The organism is Ohtaekwangia kribbensis (assembly GCF_042676245.1).
Taxonomy (GTDB): domain Bacteria; phylum Bacteroidota; class Bacteroidia; order Cytophagales; family Cyclobacteriaceae; genus Ohtaekwangia; species Ohtaekwangia kribbensis.
On the sequence record NZ_JBHTKA010000016.1, the window covers coordinates 166,859 to 185,043 of the forward strand.

Here is an 18,185-nt window from a genome sequence, read left to right on the forward strand (position 1 = left end):
GGTAATTATAGCGCATGGAAGAGAGGAAGAATAAAGGTTTAATAGATCTGTATAGTACCATGAACGATCAGGATATAATTGTTTACTACAAAGGGCCATTCGATGATGTGATCCTTGCCGAGATCGGGAACAAGATCCGCATGAAGGCATTCGATTCTCCGAAGGCCGGCAAGCGGCTGTTCGCAGTTTTTATGGAACTCGCACAGAATATATCACTCTACTCGTATGAAAAGAATCGCCTTGAAAGTGTAGGGAAGTGGGGCGTAGGTACACTGGTGGTATATGAAACGCCTACAGCGTATGTACTTACTTCCGGCAACATGGTAAAGAACGATGTACTGGAACAGATCCGGAAAAAATGTGATGAGATCAACACGCTGGACCGTGAGAGTCTACGCGAGATGAAACGCAGGTATCGCAGTGCCGAACTGGATCCTGATCATAAAGGCGGAAATATAGGGTTGATACAAGTGGCATTAAAGTCTGATGCACCACTCGATATTGATGCCAGGCAGATAGACGATGAACGTTCTTTCTTTACTATTTCTGTAAGCATCTTCAAGGAGGGTTAAGACAGCTTGCAATACATGTTTTAAAATGAGGGATTTTACGCTGAGCAAACAGATGAATACTATGGAAGATTTTATAATAGCAGGGTCAAGGGATATATATTTCTCTCCCTCTGTTAATCTAAATGCAGCTACGGGCAAATGCAGCATTTCAGGCGAGTCATACCTGGAAGAACCATACGAGTTCTATAAGAAAATTTCGGTGTGGTTTTGGGAATATGTGAAGGCGGGCGGGAAGAATATAGTGCTCGATCTGAAATTCAATTATTTTAACACCAGTTCTTCGCGTGCTTTGCTGGAGATGTTGCGCGTATTGCGCGATCTGCATCACAGCGGTACCGAGGTAACGGTTAACTGGTACTATCCCAATCCGGATGATGACGAGATATTGATGGAAGGTGAAGATTTCAGAGATGAATGTGGCCTGGAGATCAATATGATTGAATATGAACTCGAGGAGAGCGGAGAGAAATAAAAAAAGCGATCATGCTGCCAGGCATGATCGCTTTTACTTTTCGGTATATATTACTTTACAATAAACTTGTTGCTGTAAAGTTCATCTTTCAGCGCAAGTTCAATGATATACAGGCCTGCCGGCAAATCATCTACCGAAACATGCTGAACTTTATCATGTGTAAGCGGTTTCGAATTTTTTACCAGTATACCCTGCAGGGTACGTACAGACAAAGTATTATCAGGGCTATACGCCAGGTCTGGTAATTCTACATGCAGATTTTTCTCGGCTGGATTCGGATATACTTTTAGTGAGCCTTGTCTTTTTTTCTCCGTACCACTGATAATATCTGCGCTCAAAAAGCGAAACCAGTTCATGTTAAACTCAGGTTGTACAACGCGTACGCGCAGCTTTCCTGATCCTTGATTCAGTTTCAATTTTCCAGTCACGGTTTTCCAGTTTTGCCATCCGTTAGTTACCGGTATATCAATCACTACACTGTTCAGTAAGCTTCCCGTTGCAGAGAGTTGCTGAAACTCGAGTCTGCCTGCCTGACTGTTACACGCTATACGCGCTTCGAACGGATACGTTCCATCTACCGGTACACGAATACGATACTCCAGATAATCGCCAACATGCGTGTGTCCTACATTTTGTCCGCCATCCGTATCCGATGTGTTTTCTACGGCAAGTCCCTGGTTCGTAACAAATGCTTCGGCTTCTATTTTAGCTGGTATAACAAAATGAAAGGGAAGATTATTCTTGACAGCAAGGTTTGAAAAATCCTGGAGCAACGTACCGTCTGTAGCCTTTACTACATCAGCGTTATAGCTGATGGTAATAACATTGTTATCAAATATATCCTGGTTCAGCGTAACGATGATGCGATTGGCATTTGAAGCATCCGGTTGTACACTCGTGACAGGAGAATCCACACCATCTACTTTTACACTAAAGCCTGTTATACTTGTTACAGTCGTTGCATCAGTTTCTTTGTTTGCAGTTATATAGAGCACTTTGCCATTGCCAGCGGTCTCAGCAGCCGTTGCCTGAAATGACACTTCACTGATCTTTTTACTCAGTGCGAATTTCATATAGCCGATGTTGGCTCCGCCTTTTTCAAAGTAAAAGCGGAAGGTATGTGTACCCTTGTAGAGTACAACATTGCTGATGGTTTGATTACCCCACGTTTGATAACCTCCGGTTGATGCAAGGGGTATCGTTTCGGTAATCGCAGCGCCATCCAGTTTGAATTTTATTTTACCGGTGTTATCCAGGTTAGCATAGCGAAGCGTAATGTTATAGGCAGCACTTGAATCAACTTTGATCGTATACTGCATCCATTCACCATCCTGTGTCCAGCCTATATTATAGCCGTTGGCGGATGCATCCGTATCGGAAGAAGGTTGTATATCTACACCATCGTTGCGATAGCTGAAACCACTGTTCCACGCTTTATAGCTTCCGGTGGTTACCTGGTAATTTGCGGTATCAACATCCGAGTATGCCACACCGTTTCTGCCGAGATCAAAATCGGTAGCATGAATTATACCGGGTACCTTGTTGGTGGCAAACGGTATAGCTGTTTTACTTTTTACCTGGCGGAACATCGCATCGATCACATCTTTGCGATATATATTGTTACCGATCTTCAAATTTTCGGTAAGCTGCATTAAAGCATTTTTGGCAAAGTCAACGGTAGGCTTAGCGCCACCACTCTTCCAGTAATTCAGTAACGTGTTATAGTCGTTGTTTTTGACAACCGTGAGTGGATTCACAATCGAATTTACTTTCTTCATTGGCCACCAGGCCCAGCCGATCTTATTGGTCTCAACCAGACTGATTGCATTGGTAAACCACGTGTTCGAGTTCTCGCCCGATTCACCGAGCCATACCGGTAAAGTTTGCTGCTCGCGAATGTCAACTATAAATTGAACCGCGCTCTGGTCGTTGTTATTCCAGTACTTGTGGAAACTCGCAGCCATGTTGTTATCCCACTTTGGAAATATAGCAGTATAATTATTACCCCAGCAGTTACCTTCAATGAAAATGATGTGGTTCTTGTCCACTTCGCGTATAGCCGTAGTAATCGCCATATATAGCTGGCGCAGTGGAGTATTGTTACTTTCACCACAACCGTTCTGGTTGGCACCCGGAGTAAAATTCCAGTTAGGTTCATTGATCAGGTCATAACCACCAATCCACGGTTCGTTTGCATAGCGTTCAGCAAGTTTGCGCCACAGGGCAATGGTCTTTTGCTTGTTGGCTTCACTTTCCCACAGGGAAGGTTTCGTAGTATCATAGTCAGATATAGCAGCATCATGTCCTTGTCCGCCCGGTGCAGCGTGCAGATCGAGTATCAGGTATATTTTATTTTTAGCACACCACTGCAGCAGATTGTCCACCATGGTAAATCCTTTGTCGAGCCAGGTGTTTTGTCCGGCAACCGGTTCTTTTTCAATCGGCAGAGTAAAGAGATTGTAGTGCATGGGTAAACGCACCGAGTTGAATCCCCACGAAGCAAGTGAATCTATATCCCGTTCGGTGCAATGATTAGCGAGCCATGCTTCGTAAAACTGGTTAGTGTTGGCTTCACCGATAAGGTCTTGAATTTTTGCACGTATCTGGTGCTGCGGATTCGCGAAGCTGTTTGTTTCAAGCATGTAACCTTCCTGCAACATCCAGCCGCCAAGTCCCATGCCGCGCAAGATCACCTCCTGGCCATTCTTGTCAACAATTTGTTTGCCTTGCGTGTGCAGGTATTGCGCATGAGCCATGCCCGTAGCGAAGATCGCCGCTGCAAAAATAAAAGCTGCTTGCCAGAGTTTTCCGTGTAAAAATCCAATCATATCGGAGCGTTGTTTTGTAGTTTATGTACAATCGTTTTCGGAATTCAAGTATATTGGTTATGATGGCTTAAATTTTCAATGCGCATACATCTAAAATACATCAGGGCAATTTTTAGCCTACGTCTTCAATACTTCATAAATAGCAGAATGGTTGATAATCAGCGTTTTGCTTTCTGTGAAACAAACCGGCACGGGGCACAGGGTGTTGCTTTTGTTTTTAGTCTTATCGGCAGATCTTGTACATACCTCATGGCTGCATCCAACTCCCTGGCTTCATCAAATTCAGTCATCAAATTTTTCGTGCTTGCTGTCATGGCGGTGGTGGGCGCATCCTTAAAAAGCAACGCGCAGCAAAACACAACGGCCGGGCTAGCCGAAGTGCACGGCATGCCCCGCATTATCCACTACACGAAAAAAGAATTTAACTCCGATCCACAGTTCTGGGCTATGTGTCAGGATGCGCAGGGCGTTTTATACTTCGGCAACAACGATGGTGTATTAATCTATGATGGTGAGCGCTGGCAAAAAGTTACATTGCCCAACAACTCATCGGTGCGCAGTCTTCGTACCAGTAAAAAAGGAGAAATATATGCCGGGGGATTTAACGAGCTCGGCACGATCAAGCGTGATAGCTATGGTAAATATTATTATGAATCGCTGCTGGAACTGTTGAGACCGGAGGACAGAAACCTGGAGAACATCTGGCAGATCTATGAAGTGCAGGGATATATAGTCTTTCGCAGCACGCGCATGCTCATCGCGATCGCCAACAACAAAGCGATTACGTTGCCTTCATCCGAGTCATTCCGCTATTGCAATGTGATCAACGATCAACTATATGTATTGGACAAAGAATGGATCAAACAGGTTGATTTACAATCGCTCGAGTTTACCGATCTCATCCATCAACGCGAAATAAACTCGGAAGAGATAGTGGGTTTATTACCGGGATTGAAAAAGGAAGGATTGTTATTAATCACCAAGAAAGGAAGTGCATATGCCATTGACCCTGAAAAGAGAACAGCAACATTCAGGAAACGACTTATACCCGAAAATTCGAGCAACCTTATTATCTGCGCGATCAAATCGAAACAAGGTACGTATTACCTCGGCACGTTGAGTACAAAAATTATGTTGCTGAATGAATCGGGCGAACATGTTACCACCAGTGAAGCCTTTCAGAATTTGCAGGATAATACAGTGCTGAATCTCTTTGAGAGTCGCGAAGGAAATATATGGGCACTGCTCAACAATGGTCTTGATTGCATCGATGTATCCTCGCCCGTTAGCATGGTATTCGACAATGCTGCCATCTTCGATGTTCTGCCCGTAGGCAAAACGTTGTACCTGGCAACGAACCAGGGTGTATTTGTTTCCAACAACGCGAACGGTGATAATTACTCGCGCACCAGTTTTAAAAAGATAGAAGGGCTGGAAGGACAAGCGTGGTCACTGCAGTATTTCAAGGGAACAGTAATATGCAGTCACGATCGAGGTATATTTATACTTACGGGCAAAGGCATTCAGAAAATTCCCGGCATTACCGGTATCTGGAAGATCATTGAAGTAAATGGCCGACCCGATGACTTTCTGGTATGTACTTACGAAGGTATATACCTGTTGCATTACGATAAATCAAACGGCTTTGTGTTGCAGCATCGCATAGAAGGTTTCCGCGAATCGAGCCGTGATATATTACAAAGTAACGAGCCCGGTATATTCTGGGTGTGTCACGGGTATAAAGGTGTATTCCGCATCAAGGTAGATGAAAGCCTGACACGTACTGTAAGTCTCGAACACTTCAAAGATCAGAACGGGCTGCCATCACCGTTTAATATCAATGTATTCCGCTGGAAAGGCGAAACAGTGTTCACCACCAACAAGGGTATATTTACTTTTAACGCGAATGCGAATCGCTTTGAGCCGCACGAATTATTGACAACGCTGTTTGGCACGGAGCATAACGTGCGCAAGCTGCTGCAGCATGGCGACAAGACCTGGTTTGTACACGATGATGAAGCCGGATATTTTTTAACCAACGATGCAGAACCGGTTCTTGAAAAAGGACTCTTCCTGAATCTGAAAGGTACATTCAATCAAAGTATGGAATGCATTGTGCCGCTTAGCAATAAAAATGTGTTAATGGGTACGATCACCGGTTTATATGCCTTCGATCTTTCCTATAATTCAACGGAGAAGGCATCGGCCAACATGCTGATCACGAAAGTGAGTGCGCTTGAAAGCCAGGAAGAAGTGTTGGGTGAGCTAAGCAGCGCAACGCCACGGCTACAGCTTTCCAACCAGACCAGCAGCATACGTTTTGATTTTGCTGCACCTGATTTTCAGGATCAGATGAATATACAATATAGCTATAGATTGGAAGCAGTAGATTTGGGTTGGTCGGAGTGGCAGGAAACTCCCTATAAAGAATTCAGTTACCTGCGTTCGGGCCGTTATGCGTTTCATGTCAAAGCGCGAAGCCTGCTGGGCGAGAGTTCGCGCGAGGCGGTATATTATTTCGAGATCTTACCGGCATGGTATCAAACTGTGTGGGCCTATATAGTATATAGTTTGCTCGCCACATTTATAGTGGTAACGGTAGCCAGCATGGTAAAGCGGAAGATCAACCTGGAAAAACAGAAGACCCGCGATGAAGAAGAGAAGAAACGCAAAGTATTGGAGCTCGAGATCCAGCAGATAAAACTAAAGCAGGAAAAAGAGCAGATGATAAAAGACAAGGCACTGCTCGAGGAAGATGTGATTCATAAAAGCAAGGAGCTTGCAAACTATACCATGTTGCTGGTAAAGAAACGCGAACTGCTTTCGGATATGCACGATGAGTTGAAGACGTTGAAAGACACGGTGCGCAGTGATGCTTCGAAACAGATCGTTCGTGATTTGATTCGCAAGATCAATGCAAACCTGCAGAACGAAGAACATATCCAGGTGTTTGAAGCAAACTTTGAACGCGTACACCACGAGTTTTTCGCGCAGCTGAAATCAACTTTTTCCGATCTCACACAAAAAGAACTTCAGCTCTGCGCGTTTGTGCGGATGAATCTTACGAACAAGGAGATAGCTTCGATCCTGAACATTTCGGTGCGCGGAGTGGAGACTGCGCGATACCGTCTTCGCAAGCGGTTAGGCATGAGTCACGAACAGGACATGTCGGCTTTCCTGGAGAAACTTTATGACTCAAACGAAAAGTCTCCGGACGTTCCTGATGATTCATCCGACCTTTTGAACAAAATACGGTAAACAAATACAACCTCTCCAGAAATTCTTTTTGAGTTGCGATTGCACTTTTCTTTTTCGAATCGCGAAAAGCGTGTGGCCTTCCCGTTGTTTTTCATTGCTTCACGGGTTTTCAATGTATTCTTTCATAAACACTTAATGATCTGACAATCAATTTACTTTTTGTGTTTGACGTAGTGCTGACGAGCTTCCGGTTTCGTGTGCAGTAATGGAACTGTAGTCGTTTTTTTCTTTGCTCATGTCTCTCTCCTATACTTTTGATTTCAGCGGAAACGATTTCTAGTAAACGTTTTCGCGACACTTCTAAATCTTAACCATTATCAAAAACCTATGAGAGAATTTCTACAGACGGGGAAGCGACAAGCCAGATACTTCCTCATGCTGTGCTTCGCTTTAACCTGCGGGTATGCGCATGCCCAGCACGTTGTGAGCGGAACAGTAAAGGATGAAAACACAGGCGAACAGTTGCCGGGTGTAAACGTAGTGCTGAAGGGTACGAGTAACGGAACCATTTCAGACGCTGAAGGAAGATACTCACTTGAAGTACCTTCGCAGGATGCTGTTTTGATCTTTTCGTTTGTCGGGTATGCCAAACAGGAAGTACCCGTAGGCGAAAGAAATTCAATTGATGTGTCATTGATGTCCGATATATCAACCCTCGATGAAGTGGTGGTTGTGGGCTATGGTACACAAAAGAAAAGTGTTGTGTCCGGATCGATCTCCAGCGTGAAGGCTTCCGACCTCGAAGCCATGCCGATCAACCGCATCGAACAGGCATTGCAGGGAAGAACGTCTGGTCTTACCATTGCTGCCAACTCCGGTCAGCCGGGTGGCGGTGCAACGGTACGCCTACGCGGTATCACATCTTTCAACCGCGATGGTGGTAACAACAACCAGCCACTGTGGGTGGTAGATGGTGTCATCATCGATAACGGAGGTATAGGGTATCTCAATCAATCGGATATAGAATCCATTGAAGTATTGAAAGATGCAGCATCACAAGCTATATATGGTGCGCGTGCTGCGGCCGGTGTAATCCTGGTAACAACCAAGAAAGGTAAAGCCGGAAGTCTTAAAATGAACTACAACGGATACTATGGTGTATCAGAACCTGCTCGCAAGCTTGACCTGCTGAACGCTACGCAGTATGCTACACTTCGTAACGAAGCTGCAGCAGCCAATGGCGATCCGCTGCCGTTTGCCAATCCGGAATCATACGGACAAGGTACGGACTGGCAATCACTCATCTTCAACAACAGTGCAAAACGTCAGAACCACGAATTCAGTATCAGCGGTGGTAATGATAAATCTACATTCTATACTTCATTCGGTTATCTGAGCCAGGAAGGTATTGTGGCAACGGATATATCAAAATATAAACGCTTCAACATCCGCCTGAACTCTACACACAAAGTAAAGAAGTGGCTGACGGTAGGCCAAAACCTCGGCTATGCCTATAATAAATCCATCGGACTCGGTAACACCAACAGCGAATTTGGTGGTCCGTTAAGTTCCGCGATCAACCTGGATCCGATTACTCCTGCCGTTGTTACAGACCCGGTAGAAGCAAATCAACCTATATATACCAACAACCCGGTTCGCAGAGATGAGAACGGAAATCCGTATGGTATATCTCCGTATGTAGGACAGGAGATGACAAATCCGCTGGCCTATATTTCAAAACAGATGGGCAACTACGATTGGGGCCACAACATTATCGGTAACTTCTTTGTAGAAGCAGAACCACTCAAAGGTTTGAAGGTACGTTCTACAATTGGAGCGAAGCTTGCCTTCTGGGGTAACGAAGCTTTTACACCGGTATATTTCCTCAACTCGTCTAACATCATCTCGCAAAATTCATTCAGTCGCGAGAACAACGTGCGTCTTGACTGGAACGTTGAGAACACGATATCCTATACCCGTACATTCCTTACAGATCACAATGTGACAGTATTGGTAGGACAAGGGGCATACCTGGATGATAACACTCGCATGACGCGCGTTACATTCAACGGTATACCGGCTGATAATTTTGATGATGCTTCTTTCAACTATAAAGTACCGGCAACACAACGTACGTCTGATGCATCCGAAGGACAGGATCATACTGTAAGCTCTTTGTTTGCCCGTATCAACTACGACTATAAAGAGAAATACCTTGTTAGTGCCCTGATTCGCAGAGATGGTTCTTCACGCTTCGGTCAGAATAACCGTCATGGTATATTTCCATCATTCTCTTTGGGGTGGGTTCCTTCCAATGAAAACTTCTGGCCTGCGAATGATATCGTGAACTTCCTGAAGATTCGCGGTAGCTATGGTGTAGTAGGTAACGATAACATCGGTAACTTCTCATTCCTTTCTACCATTGGTAGCGGTCGTAACTATACCTTTGGTACTACCGGAAGTTACCTGAACGGATTCAGCCCGAACGCACCGGCCAACCCGAACCTGCGCTGGGAAGAAACTACTTCTACCAACATTGGTTTTGAAGCTACCATTTTGAATGATTTCACACTGACATTCGACTGGTATAAAAAAGCTACGAAAGACATCCTCCAGAATCCGCGTATACCTTTCTACGTAGGCGCTATATCGAACCCGGCAGCCAACGTTGCTGACATGGAGAACAGCGGTATAGAACTTGAATTAGGATGGCGCAAGCAGGTAGGTGATTTCACACTTGGTTTCAATGGTAACTTCTCGTACCTGAAGAACAAAGTAACAAATCTGGGTAATGGTATAAAATTCCTGACCGATGGTAACGCGGGCTTCCAGGGAAGTGCGTATAGTATAACACGTACGGAAGTAGGACATACCTATAACTCATTCTACGGATTCCAGACGATGGGTATATTCCAGACACAGGAAGAGATCGAAGCATACGTTGGTCCGAAAGGAAAGATACAGCCGAACGCAAGACCGGGTGATTTCAAATGGGAAGATATAAATGGTGATGGTGTTATTAACGAGAACGACCGCAAGTTCCTCGGTAACCCGATGCCAAACTATACCTATGGATTTACCCTGAGCGCAGGCTATAAAGGATTTGATATCGTAGTGTTTTCGCAAGGTGTAGCGGGCAACCAGATCTTTAATGGTCTGAGACGTTTCGGTATAGCCAGCTCGAACTGGCAGACAGAAGCGTTGGGCCGTTGGACAGGTCCTGGTACATCCAATACCTATCCGCGCCTGATCACAAACGATCCGAACAACAACCTGAACAATCCATCTGACTTTTACCTGAAAGATGGCGACTACTTCCGCGTCAAGACTTTGCAGATAGGCTATACGTTGCCAACCTCGGTTGTATCGAAGCTTGGTGTAGAGCGCACTCGCATTTATGTGATGAGCGAGAACCTGGCAACCTTTACGAATTACAACGGCTACGATCCGGAGATCGGTGGCGGTACGATGAGTATCGACCGCGGTATATATCCGCAGGCACGTTCCTATATGGTTGGTTTAACGGTAGGATTTTAATTGACAATACACAGTATGAAACGATATATAAAGTATATAGCTGTTACGGCAGTAACGTTCCTGCCCCTCAGCGCGTGTAACGATTTTCTCGAAGTAAAACCGAAAGGTCTTGACCTCGAAGCAAACTACTACAAGAACCAGCAGGAAGCATTCAACGGTCTGGTTTCTGTATACGATGTGGTAGGATGGCAGGGTGGTAACCTGACTACGAAAGTAGGCGCAACACTTTCGGCATCTGACGATCACCTCGGTGGAGGTGAAGGTACCGGTGACAAAACATTCACTACGTGGGCAGACTATACCCTTACACCGGCAACAGGTCCGCAGGAAGATCTCTGGAAGAAAGGTTTCTCCGGAATCTTCAGAGCGAATACCATGCTGCAGAAATTACCAGGTGTACCGATGGATGAGAATGTGAAGAAACGTTACATCGCGGAGACACTGGTATTGCGCGCACATTTCAACTTCGACCTGGTTCGCCTGTTTAAAAATATACCACTGCTGAACGAAACGGTTACACCAGACGAAATGTACAATGTAGTGCAGGCTACTCCGCAGGAAGTATATGCACAGATTGAGGCAGACCTGAAGGCCGCTATAGCAGAATCAAATCTTCCGAATACAGTTCCGGCTGCATCAGAAGGTGGTCGTGTTACACAAGGTATAGCGCATGCGTTGCTGGGTAAAGTATATCTGTACCAGCAGAAGTGGGCTGAAGCTGCAGCCGAGTTCCGCGAAGTGAACGGAGCTACACCGGGTGCACTGAATGCTAAATATGGCTATAAACTTATCGATAACTTTGGAGACCTGTGGAAGTCAACAGCCGATGTGAAGTTTAACAGCGAGTCTATCTTCGAAGTAGGCTATACCAGTACATCGGCCGGTGGCTGGGGCTGTATAGCATGTACGGAAGGAAATATACTCAACATCATGACTGGTCCCCGCGGCTATACTACGAAGACTGCCAATGCACCTGACTATATATCCGGCTGGAGTTACTTCCCGGTAACACAAAGTTTGTTTGATGCTATTCACTACGATCCGCGCTATAAATATACGGTTGCCAACCTCGACAGCCTGAAACAATATGGTATAGCAGATTATACTCCGGGAGCGCAGAACACCGGGTACTTCCTGGAGAAATTTGCCGGAAGAAAGTCAAATACACCGGTAGGACAAGCCGGAGCGCCTGAGCTTAACTATCCGCAGAATATGTACGAGATCCGTTTGGCTGATACATACCTGATGGAAGCAGAAGCACTGGTAATGGCAGGTAACGATTTAACAAGAGCTGCTGATCTTTTGAATGCGGTGCGCGCCCGTGTAGGACTGGGTGCTGTAGCAGCAACAATGGATAATATCAAGCGTGAAAGAAGACTTGAACTTGCCGGTGAAGGACACCGCTGGTTTGACCTGGTGCGTTGGGGCGATGCTGCAACAGCACTTGCCGATCGCGGATTTGTTTCCGGCAAACATGAAATACTGCCTATACCGCTCAACGAGTTGAACAATACAAAACTGGAACAAAGCAAAGAGTACGGTGGTACACGATAATCAGTAAAGATACCTATGAAAAAAAGTATATATACATTCAGCAAATACTTCGCGTGGTTAGGCATTGTAACAGCCGGAGTATTAACAGCATGCCAGCCCGATGAGTTTGAAGATGGTAATGGCAATGGACTGAGCGATCCGGGTGTTTCTGCTTCATTTACAATTACACCGGTAGCAGGAAAAAATAATACATACGTATTGGCCGCCAATCAAACCGATCTCATTGGTGTACTATGGGACAAAGATGATGGCGTTGGTTTTCCGAAGAAGTTAGGTAAAGCTGTTGACACCGTATTTTACCCGGATGCTGGTACTTATAATATTGTATTAAAAGCATTTGGACGAGGCGGTGTTTCAGCTACAGCGGCACAAACTCTTACGGTTGAGACATCTGACCCTGCTGCCGGTAACCTGGTAATAGGCGGTAAGATGAATCCTGGTGATGAGACAAGCTGGAACTTTGTAACCTATAATGCCAACGCTACATTTACCATGATTGATGGTAAGCTTATAGCAAGCGGTGGTAGCGGTGGCCACGTAGGTGTATACCAGACTATACAGGTTGAAGGTGGCAAGAAGTATAAAGTGGATATGACTGTTACCGGAAGCGGAGCTACCGACACCTGGTTTGAAGTATATGTAGGTACGGCTGCACCGGTAGATGGCCAGGACTATAAAGATGGCGGCACACGTTTAGGATTAAACACATGGGCCGGCTGTGGTAAAACAGCATTCAATGGAAAACTTTCTGCATTGTCTTGCTCTGGCACCGGTGGTGGTGTTGTTACGTTCGAACAGAGCGGTACAGTTTATCTCTTCGTCCGCACCGGTGGATCAAATTTAGGTACTACCGGTATAGCAATTGATAACGTAGAATTCAGGGGAACAAAATAAAACAATTTCTCTTTTGCAATCACAAGCTGCCAGTGTATCATTGGCAGCTTGTTTCAATTATAGGCAAACCAATCCTAATAACTGTGAGGCAGTAATTAACTCTAACATTTCATAAGTATGAAAAAAATTATAGGCACTTGTTGCCTTTCCATCGTGCTGATATTTTTATTTCAGGCACAAACTCCCATTCAACCTGTTACTACACAAGAGAAAGTAGAAGCGTTGTTAGCCAAGATGACGCTCGAAGAAAAAGTAGGGCAGATGGCACAGGTTACACTCGATGTAATTACCAAAGGTAAAAATGAATACGTAAGCGATGAGCCTCTTCAACTCGATATGGCGTTGGTTCGTAAGGCACTTATTGAGTATAAATTAGGATCAGTACTCAACACCGCGAATAACCGCGCGCGTACTCCGGAGAAATGGCATGAGATCATCAGCCAGTTGCAGGATGTAGCAACAAAAGAAACACGTTTAAAGATACCCGTTATATATGGTGTTGATGCTATACACGGCACAACGTATACGGCAGGCGCCACATTTTTTCCGCAGCAAATAGGACAGGCTGCAACCTGGAATCGCGCTATTGTAAAGAAAGGTGCAGAGATATGCGCGTATGAGACAAGAGCATCATCTATACCCTGGAATTTTTCTCCCGTGTTAGACCTGGGTCGTGATGCACGCTTCCCGCGCTTGTGGGAAACGTTTGGTGAAGATGTATACCTTACCGCTGAACTCGGCAAACAAATGATCGATGGATATGAAGGTGAGAGCAACGATATAAAAAATCCTTACCGCGTAGCTTCCTGTCTTAAACACTTCCTGGGTTACCAGGTTCCTAATTCCGGTAAAGACAGAACCCCCGCATTTATACCCGAGCTTGAATTACGCGAAAGACATTTACCGGCATTCAAGGCTGCCATCGATGCGGGTGCGCACACGGTAATGATTAACTCGGGTCTCATCAACGGAACACCTGTTCACGCAGACTATACTATACTTACCAAACTGTTAAAAGAAGAACTCGGCTTTAAAGGTGTAGCCGTAACCGACTGGAAAGATATAGACAACCTGTATGAGCGAGATAAAGTAGCAGCCACACCGAAAGAAGCTGTGAAGCTGGCGATCAATGCCGGTATTGATATGTCGATGATTCCCTATAACTTCAAGTTCTGCGATTACCTGATCGCTCTGGTAAAAGAAGGTGAAGTACCGATGAGTCGCATTGATGATGCCGTAAGAAGAATACTCACGCTCAAGTTTGAGTTAGGTTTATTTGAGACACCGGTAACAAACTATAAAGATTATCCGCAGTTCGGCAGCAAGGCATTTGAAGAATCTGCATACGTGGCTGCATCGGAATCAATCACGCTGTTAAAGAACAGTAATGGTGTATTGCCCCTGAAGAAAGGTGCGAAGTTACTGGTAACGGGTCCGAACGCTAACTCGATGCGTTCACTGAATGGCGGCTGGTCATATTCATGGCAGGGTGAAAAGGTAAGCGAGTTTGGTGAGAAGTATAACACCATACTCGAAGCCCTTCAGCAAAAAGGCGGTAAAGACAATATAACTTTTGTACAAGGTGTTGCCTATAAAGACGATGGTAAATACTGGGAGGAGAAAGATGTAGATATTGATGCTGCTGTAAAAGCTGCTGCCAAAGTAGACTATATTATTCTGTGTGCTGGTGAAAACTCCTATACCGAGAAGCCTGGCGACTTGCACGATTTAACTTTGTCGGCTAACCAGATTGCACTGGCAAAAGCATTGGTGAAAACCGGCAAGCCTGTTATACTCGTATTGAACGAAGGTCGCCCGCGCCTGATCAGTTCTTTTGAGAGAGATGTACAGGGTGTACTGCAATCTTATTTGCCGGGTAACTTTGGTGGCGATGCCATTGCAGATATACTATACGGCACGGTAAACCCAAGTGGTAAACTCCCTTACACATACCCGATGTATGCCAACACACTGGTAACGTACGATCACAAACCATCGGAGGAACAAAGTAAAATGCAAGGTGTATACGACTATGAATCTGATTTTGCAGTGCAATATCCATTCGGATTCGGTTTGAGCTATACATCGTTCCAATACAGCGATCTGCAAGTGAGCAAATCTGCTATTGCTGCCAACGAAAAGATCACAGTATCGGTAACGGTAAAGAATACCGGCACGCGCGATGGAAAAGAAGTAGTGCAGTTATTTATAGCCGATCAGTATGCTTCCATAACTCCGGATATGAAACGTCTCCGCGGTTTTGAAAAGATAAACCTGAAGGCGGGTGAATCGCAGAAAGTAACCTTTACCATTGCACCACGCGATATAGCCTTTGTAGCGAAAGATCTCCGCTGGACGGTTGAGAAAGGCGACTATGAAGTTAGCGTTGGTACATTGAAAGCTAAATTTACCCTGAGTGAAGGCAAGACATTCGATGATAAAGCATCGAACTTGTAAATAAAGTAGTCAGAAGGAAAAGGTTAAACAGTTGAGGCCGCTTCGCAAGAGCGGCTTCTTCATTTAAAGGTAAATTAAATGTTGCATCATATACTATATATCCATTCGTATCAAAGTATTGATTGTCAGCAACACGAAGTATACTGACGTAGTGCAGGCGTATACAACGGGCCGTGTTGTAGAGGTTGAAGTGTAGGCTTTTTGGTAAACTTCGTATAGGGCGACTATATATTTATGAAAACGATTGTTGTGAAAAACAATGGTTGTACACATTTATAACTAAACCCTATAAACTATGACGCCACAAGTTTTACTGAAGAGAACATTGTTTCTGCTCCTGTTGCTGGGCTTTACACAAGCTTATGCGCAGAGTCGTCTGCGTGCCGATGGAACACGTATTGTAAACGCATCGAACCAGGAAGTTATTTTGAAGGGTGTTGGATTGGGAGGCTGGCTTTTGCAGGAAGGCTATATGCTGAACCCCAGTGGAGGAGGGACGCAAGGATCATTTAAAAAACGCCTCTATGATCAGGGGCAGACCGAAGCACAGGTCGAAGCTTTCTATCAAAGCTGGCGAGACAATTTCATCACACAGGCTGATATCAACTGGATTGCCGATCAGGGCTTCAACTGCGTGCGTATACCCATGCACTATGATTTGTTCTTAACACCCGCACAACGCACTGTACGGAACAACGTTATTCGCAATTCGGCAAACTATACCACGTATATCAATTCATTAACTACGTGGTATAATAACAATCAACTCTTTGTCGATCCGAACCTGGAAGGATTTCGTACGCTGGAAAACTGTTTGAACTGGTGTGCTGCCCGCGGACTATATGTTATTGTAGATTTGCACGCTGCACCCGGTGCACAGGGTACTGATTCAAATATATCCGATGCACTGGTAGGCAACGATCTCTGGAACCGCACTATATTTCAGGACATGACGGTGCGCCTCTGGGAGAAAATCGTAGCGCGCTATATCAACAACAACACCGTTGCTTTCTGGGACCTGATCAACGAACCGAACAATGTACCGCAGAATCAAAGTATACATGCGCTCACCAATCGGTTGATCAATGCTATACGCGCACTCGGTGATACACACCTGATCATGGTGGAAGGAAACGGCTGGGGAAATAACTACGATTATCTCGAACCATTTACTTTTACAAACCGCTCCAACCTGGTATATAATGCGCACCGCTACTGGATTCCCGAAGGCGATGACTATATACGCGATGGCAATCCCAACCAGATCAACCGGCTTATCAATCTTACTGAATTCAGAACACGACACAACGTACCGGTGTGGGTAGGTGAGACGGGCGAGAACTCGGACGAATGGCTGCGTCAAAATGTAGATAAGCTCAACGCCAATAGTATAGGCTGGGCGCACTGGACGTATAAACGCACGAGCTCTTCACCCAACGCAGCGTTGCGCAGAATTATAGGACCCCCTTACCTCACCGATGGTGTATCAGCCATGACCGGTGTATTGAACAATATAAAGTTTGCTAATACGGTGGTGAACAGCGGCCCGCTGGCAGCTGTTGATCCGAGACGCGGCAGTTCAACAACCTGCTCCGGTAATTATACATCTGTACCAGGAACCATTCAGGCTGAAGCATTTTGTTCGATGAGTGGTATACAAACCGAGAACACAACGGATACCGGTGGCGGACAAAATATAGGCTATACCGATACGGGTGACTGGCTGGGCTATCGTATCAACGTACCATCTGCGGGTACCTATACCGTTGAGTATCGTGTGGCAAGTGAAAGTGCCGGAGGAGGTATACGCCTGGAATCATTCGGTGGAGGTTCGGTTTATGGAACAGTCAACGTACCGGCTACCGGTGGCTGGCAAACCTGGCAGACTATATCGCATACCGTTACGCTACCAGCCGGTTCACAAGAGATCGGTATAGCTATAACAGCCGGTGGTTTCAACCTCAACTGGTTCAGAGTGGTGGGCAATACCAGCACAGTTCCTATAGGACAAGTAATTTGGCTGCGCGGTATCAACAATCAATATGTGAGTGGTGAGAATGGAACAACCGCTATGAATTGCAATCGTCCATCGCCCGGCACGTGGGAACAATTCACCGTAGTAGATGCAGGTGGAGGAAAGATAGCGTTGCGCAGTATGAATAAATATGTGTCGTCTGAAAATGGCGCAGCCGCGATTACCTGCAGTCGCGCGACAATAGGCGATTGGGAAAAGTTTGACTGGGTGGTAAATGCCGATGGCAAAGTTTCGTTCCGCGGCAACAACGGCCGGTATATATCTTCAGAAAATGGAACCACTGCCATGACCTGTAACCGCACCTCCATCTCCGGTTGGGAAGCCTTTACCTATGGCACCGGGGCAGTCGCGCGAACAGCCGCACCCCAGGAAGAGATTGTCGAGAATAGATTGGAAGAAGACGGACTCGATGTATATCCGAACCCATCACCCGGTACATTTACCGTAAAAGTATCAAAGCCATCTACAGTAAGCATCATTACAACAACTGGCAAAGTAATTCAGAAGTCCGAAGTAAAAGATGTATTACCCGTAGGTAAATTACCCGCCGGTATATATATCATACGAATGAAAAACACCAGGCGTGAAGTATCAAAAAAGATCGTAATAGAATAAAATCGGTATATCTCTTTACATCC

At 45.4% G+C, this 18,185-nt stretch carries 9 protein-coding genes; 8 read left to right on the top strand and 1 reads right to left on the bottom strand.

The window, feature by feature from the left end; genetic code table 11:
• Positions 1 to 14 precede the first annotated feature (14 nt).
• Both ACFQ21_RS29315 and ACFQ21_RS29320 read left to right on the top strand, forming a co-directional pair.
• The gene (locus tag ACFQ21_RS29315) at positions 15 to 572 is read left to right on the top strand and encodes a SiaB family protein kinase (RefSeq protein ID WP_377586186.1); all 558 of its coding nucleotides are present in this window, start codon (positions 15 to 17) and stop codon (positions 570 to 572) included.
• Between the two features lie 61 nt (positions 573 to 633).
• Positions 634 to 1,044 carry a DUF1987 domain-containing protein gene (locus tag ACFQ21_RS29320; protein WP_377586188.1) on the top strand — a complete coding sequence of 137 codons (411 nt, stop codon included), beginning with the start codon at positions 634 to 636 and terminating at the stop codon, positions 1,042 to 1,044.
• Positions 1,045 to 1,094: 50 nt separating this feature from the next.
• On the opposite strand, the gene ACFQ21_RS29325 is transcribed toward ACFQ21_RS29320, so the two are convergent.
• Positions 1,095 to 3,872, bottom strand: a complete 2,778-nt coding sequence (locus ACFQ21_RS29325) for a carbohydrate-binding protein (protein WP_377586190.1) — start codon at positions 3,870 to 3,872, stop codon at positions 1,095 to 1,097.
• A gap of 249 nt (positions 3,873 to 4,121) precedes the next feature.
• On the opposite strand from ACFQ21_RS29325, the gene ACFQ21_RS29330 reads away from it, so the two are divergent.
• From ACFQ21_RS29330 to ACFQ21_RS29355, 6 genes are all read left to right on the top strand, one after another.
• Positions 4,122 to 7,130, top strand: coding sequence for a helix-turn-helix and ligand-binding sensor domain-containing protein (locus ACFQ21_RS29330; protein ID WP_377586192.1), 3,009 nt, complete (start codon positions 4,122 to 4,124; stop codon positions 7,128 to 7,130).
• A gap of 327 nt (positions 7,131 to 7,457) precedes the next feature.
• Entirely contained in the window at positions 7,458 to 10,607 is a 3,150-nt protein-coding gene (locus ACFQ21_RS29335) for a SusC/RagA family TonB-linked outer membrane protein (protein WP_377586194.1), read from the top strand.
• Between the two features lie 15 nt (positions 10,608 to 10,622).
• Positions 10,623 to 12,161: a RagB/SusD family nutrient uptake outer membrane protein gene (locus ACFQ21_RS29340; protein WP_377586196.1), complete on the top strand. Its 1,539-nt coding sequence runs from the start codon at positions 10,623 to 10,625 to the stop codon at positions 12,159 to 12,161.
• Positions 12,162 to 12,176: 15 nt separating this feature from the next.
• Positions 12,177 to 13,055 (top strand): hypothetical protein, encoded by an 879-nt coding sequence (locus ACFQ21_RS29345; protein WP_377586198.1) that lies wholly within the window; start codon positions 12,177 to 12,179, stop codon positions 13,053 to 13,055.
• 117 nt (positions 13,056 to 13,172) lie between these two features.
• Entirely contained in the window at positions 13,173 to 15,512 is a 2,340-nt protein-coding gene (locus ACFQ21_RS29350) for a glycoside hydrolase family 3 N-terminal domain-containing protein (RefSeq protein WP_377586200.1), read from the top strand.
• Between the two features lie 295 nt (positions 15,513 to 15,807).
• Positions 15,808 to 18,162, top strand: coding sequence for a carbohydrate-binding protein (locus ACFQ21_RS29355; RefSeq protein ID WP_377586202.1), 2,355 nt, complete (start codon positions 15,808 to 15,810; stop codon positions 18,160 to 18,162).
• Positions 18,163 to 18,185: the final 23 nt, after the last annotated feature.

Coding starts and splice junctions, on each gene's coding strand:
- ACFQ21_RS29325 (WP_377586190.1), bottom strand. CDS start 3,872: ATGATTGGATTTTTACACGGAAAACTCTGGCAAGCAGCTTTTATTTTT.
- ACFQ21_RS29340 (WP_377586196.1), top strand. CDS start 10,623: ATGAAACGATATATAAAGTATATAGCTGTTACGGCAGTAACGTTCCTG.
- ACFQ21_RS29315 (WP_377586186.1), top strand. CDS start 15: ATGGAAGAGAGGAAGAATAAAGGTTTAATAGATCTGTATAGTACCATG.
- ACFQ21_RS29350 (WP_377586200.1), top strand. CDS start 13,173: ATGAAAAAAATTATAGGCACTTGTTGCCTTTCCATCGTGCTGATATTT.
- ACFQ21_RS29345 (WP_377586198.1), top strand. CDS start 12,177: ATGAAAAAAAGTATATATACATTCAGCAAATACTTCGCGTGGTTAGGC.
- ACFQ21_RS29335 (WP_377586194.1), top strand. CDS start 7,458: ATGAGAGAATTTCTACAGACGGGGAAGCGACAAGCCAGATACTTCCTC.
- ACFQ21_RS29355 (WP_377586202.1), top strand. CDS start 15,808: ATGACGCCACAAGTTTTACTGAAGAGAACATTGTTTCTGCTCCTGTTG.
- ACFQ21_RS29320 (WP_377586188.1), top strand. CDS start 634: ATGGAAGATTTTATAATAGCAGGGTCAAGGGATATATATTTCTCTCCC.
- ACFQ21_RS29330 (WP_377586192.1), top strand. CDS start 4,122: ATGGCTGCATCCAACTCCCTGGCTTCATCAAATTCAGTCATCAAATTT.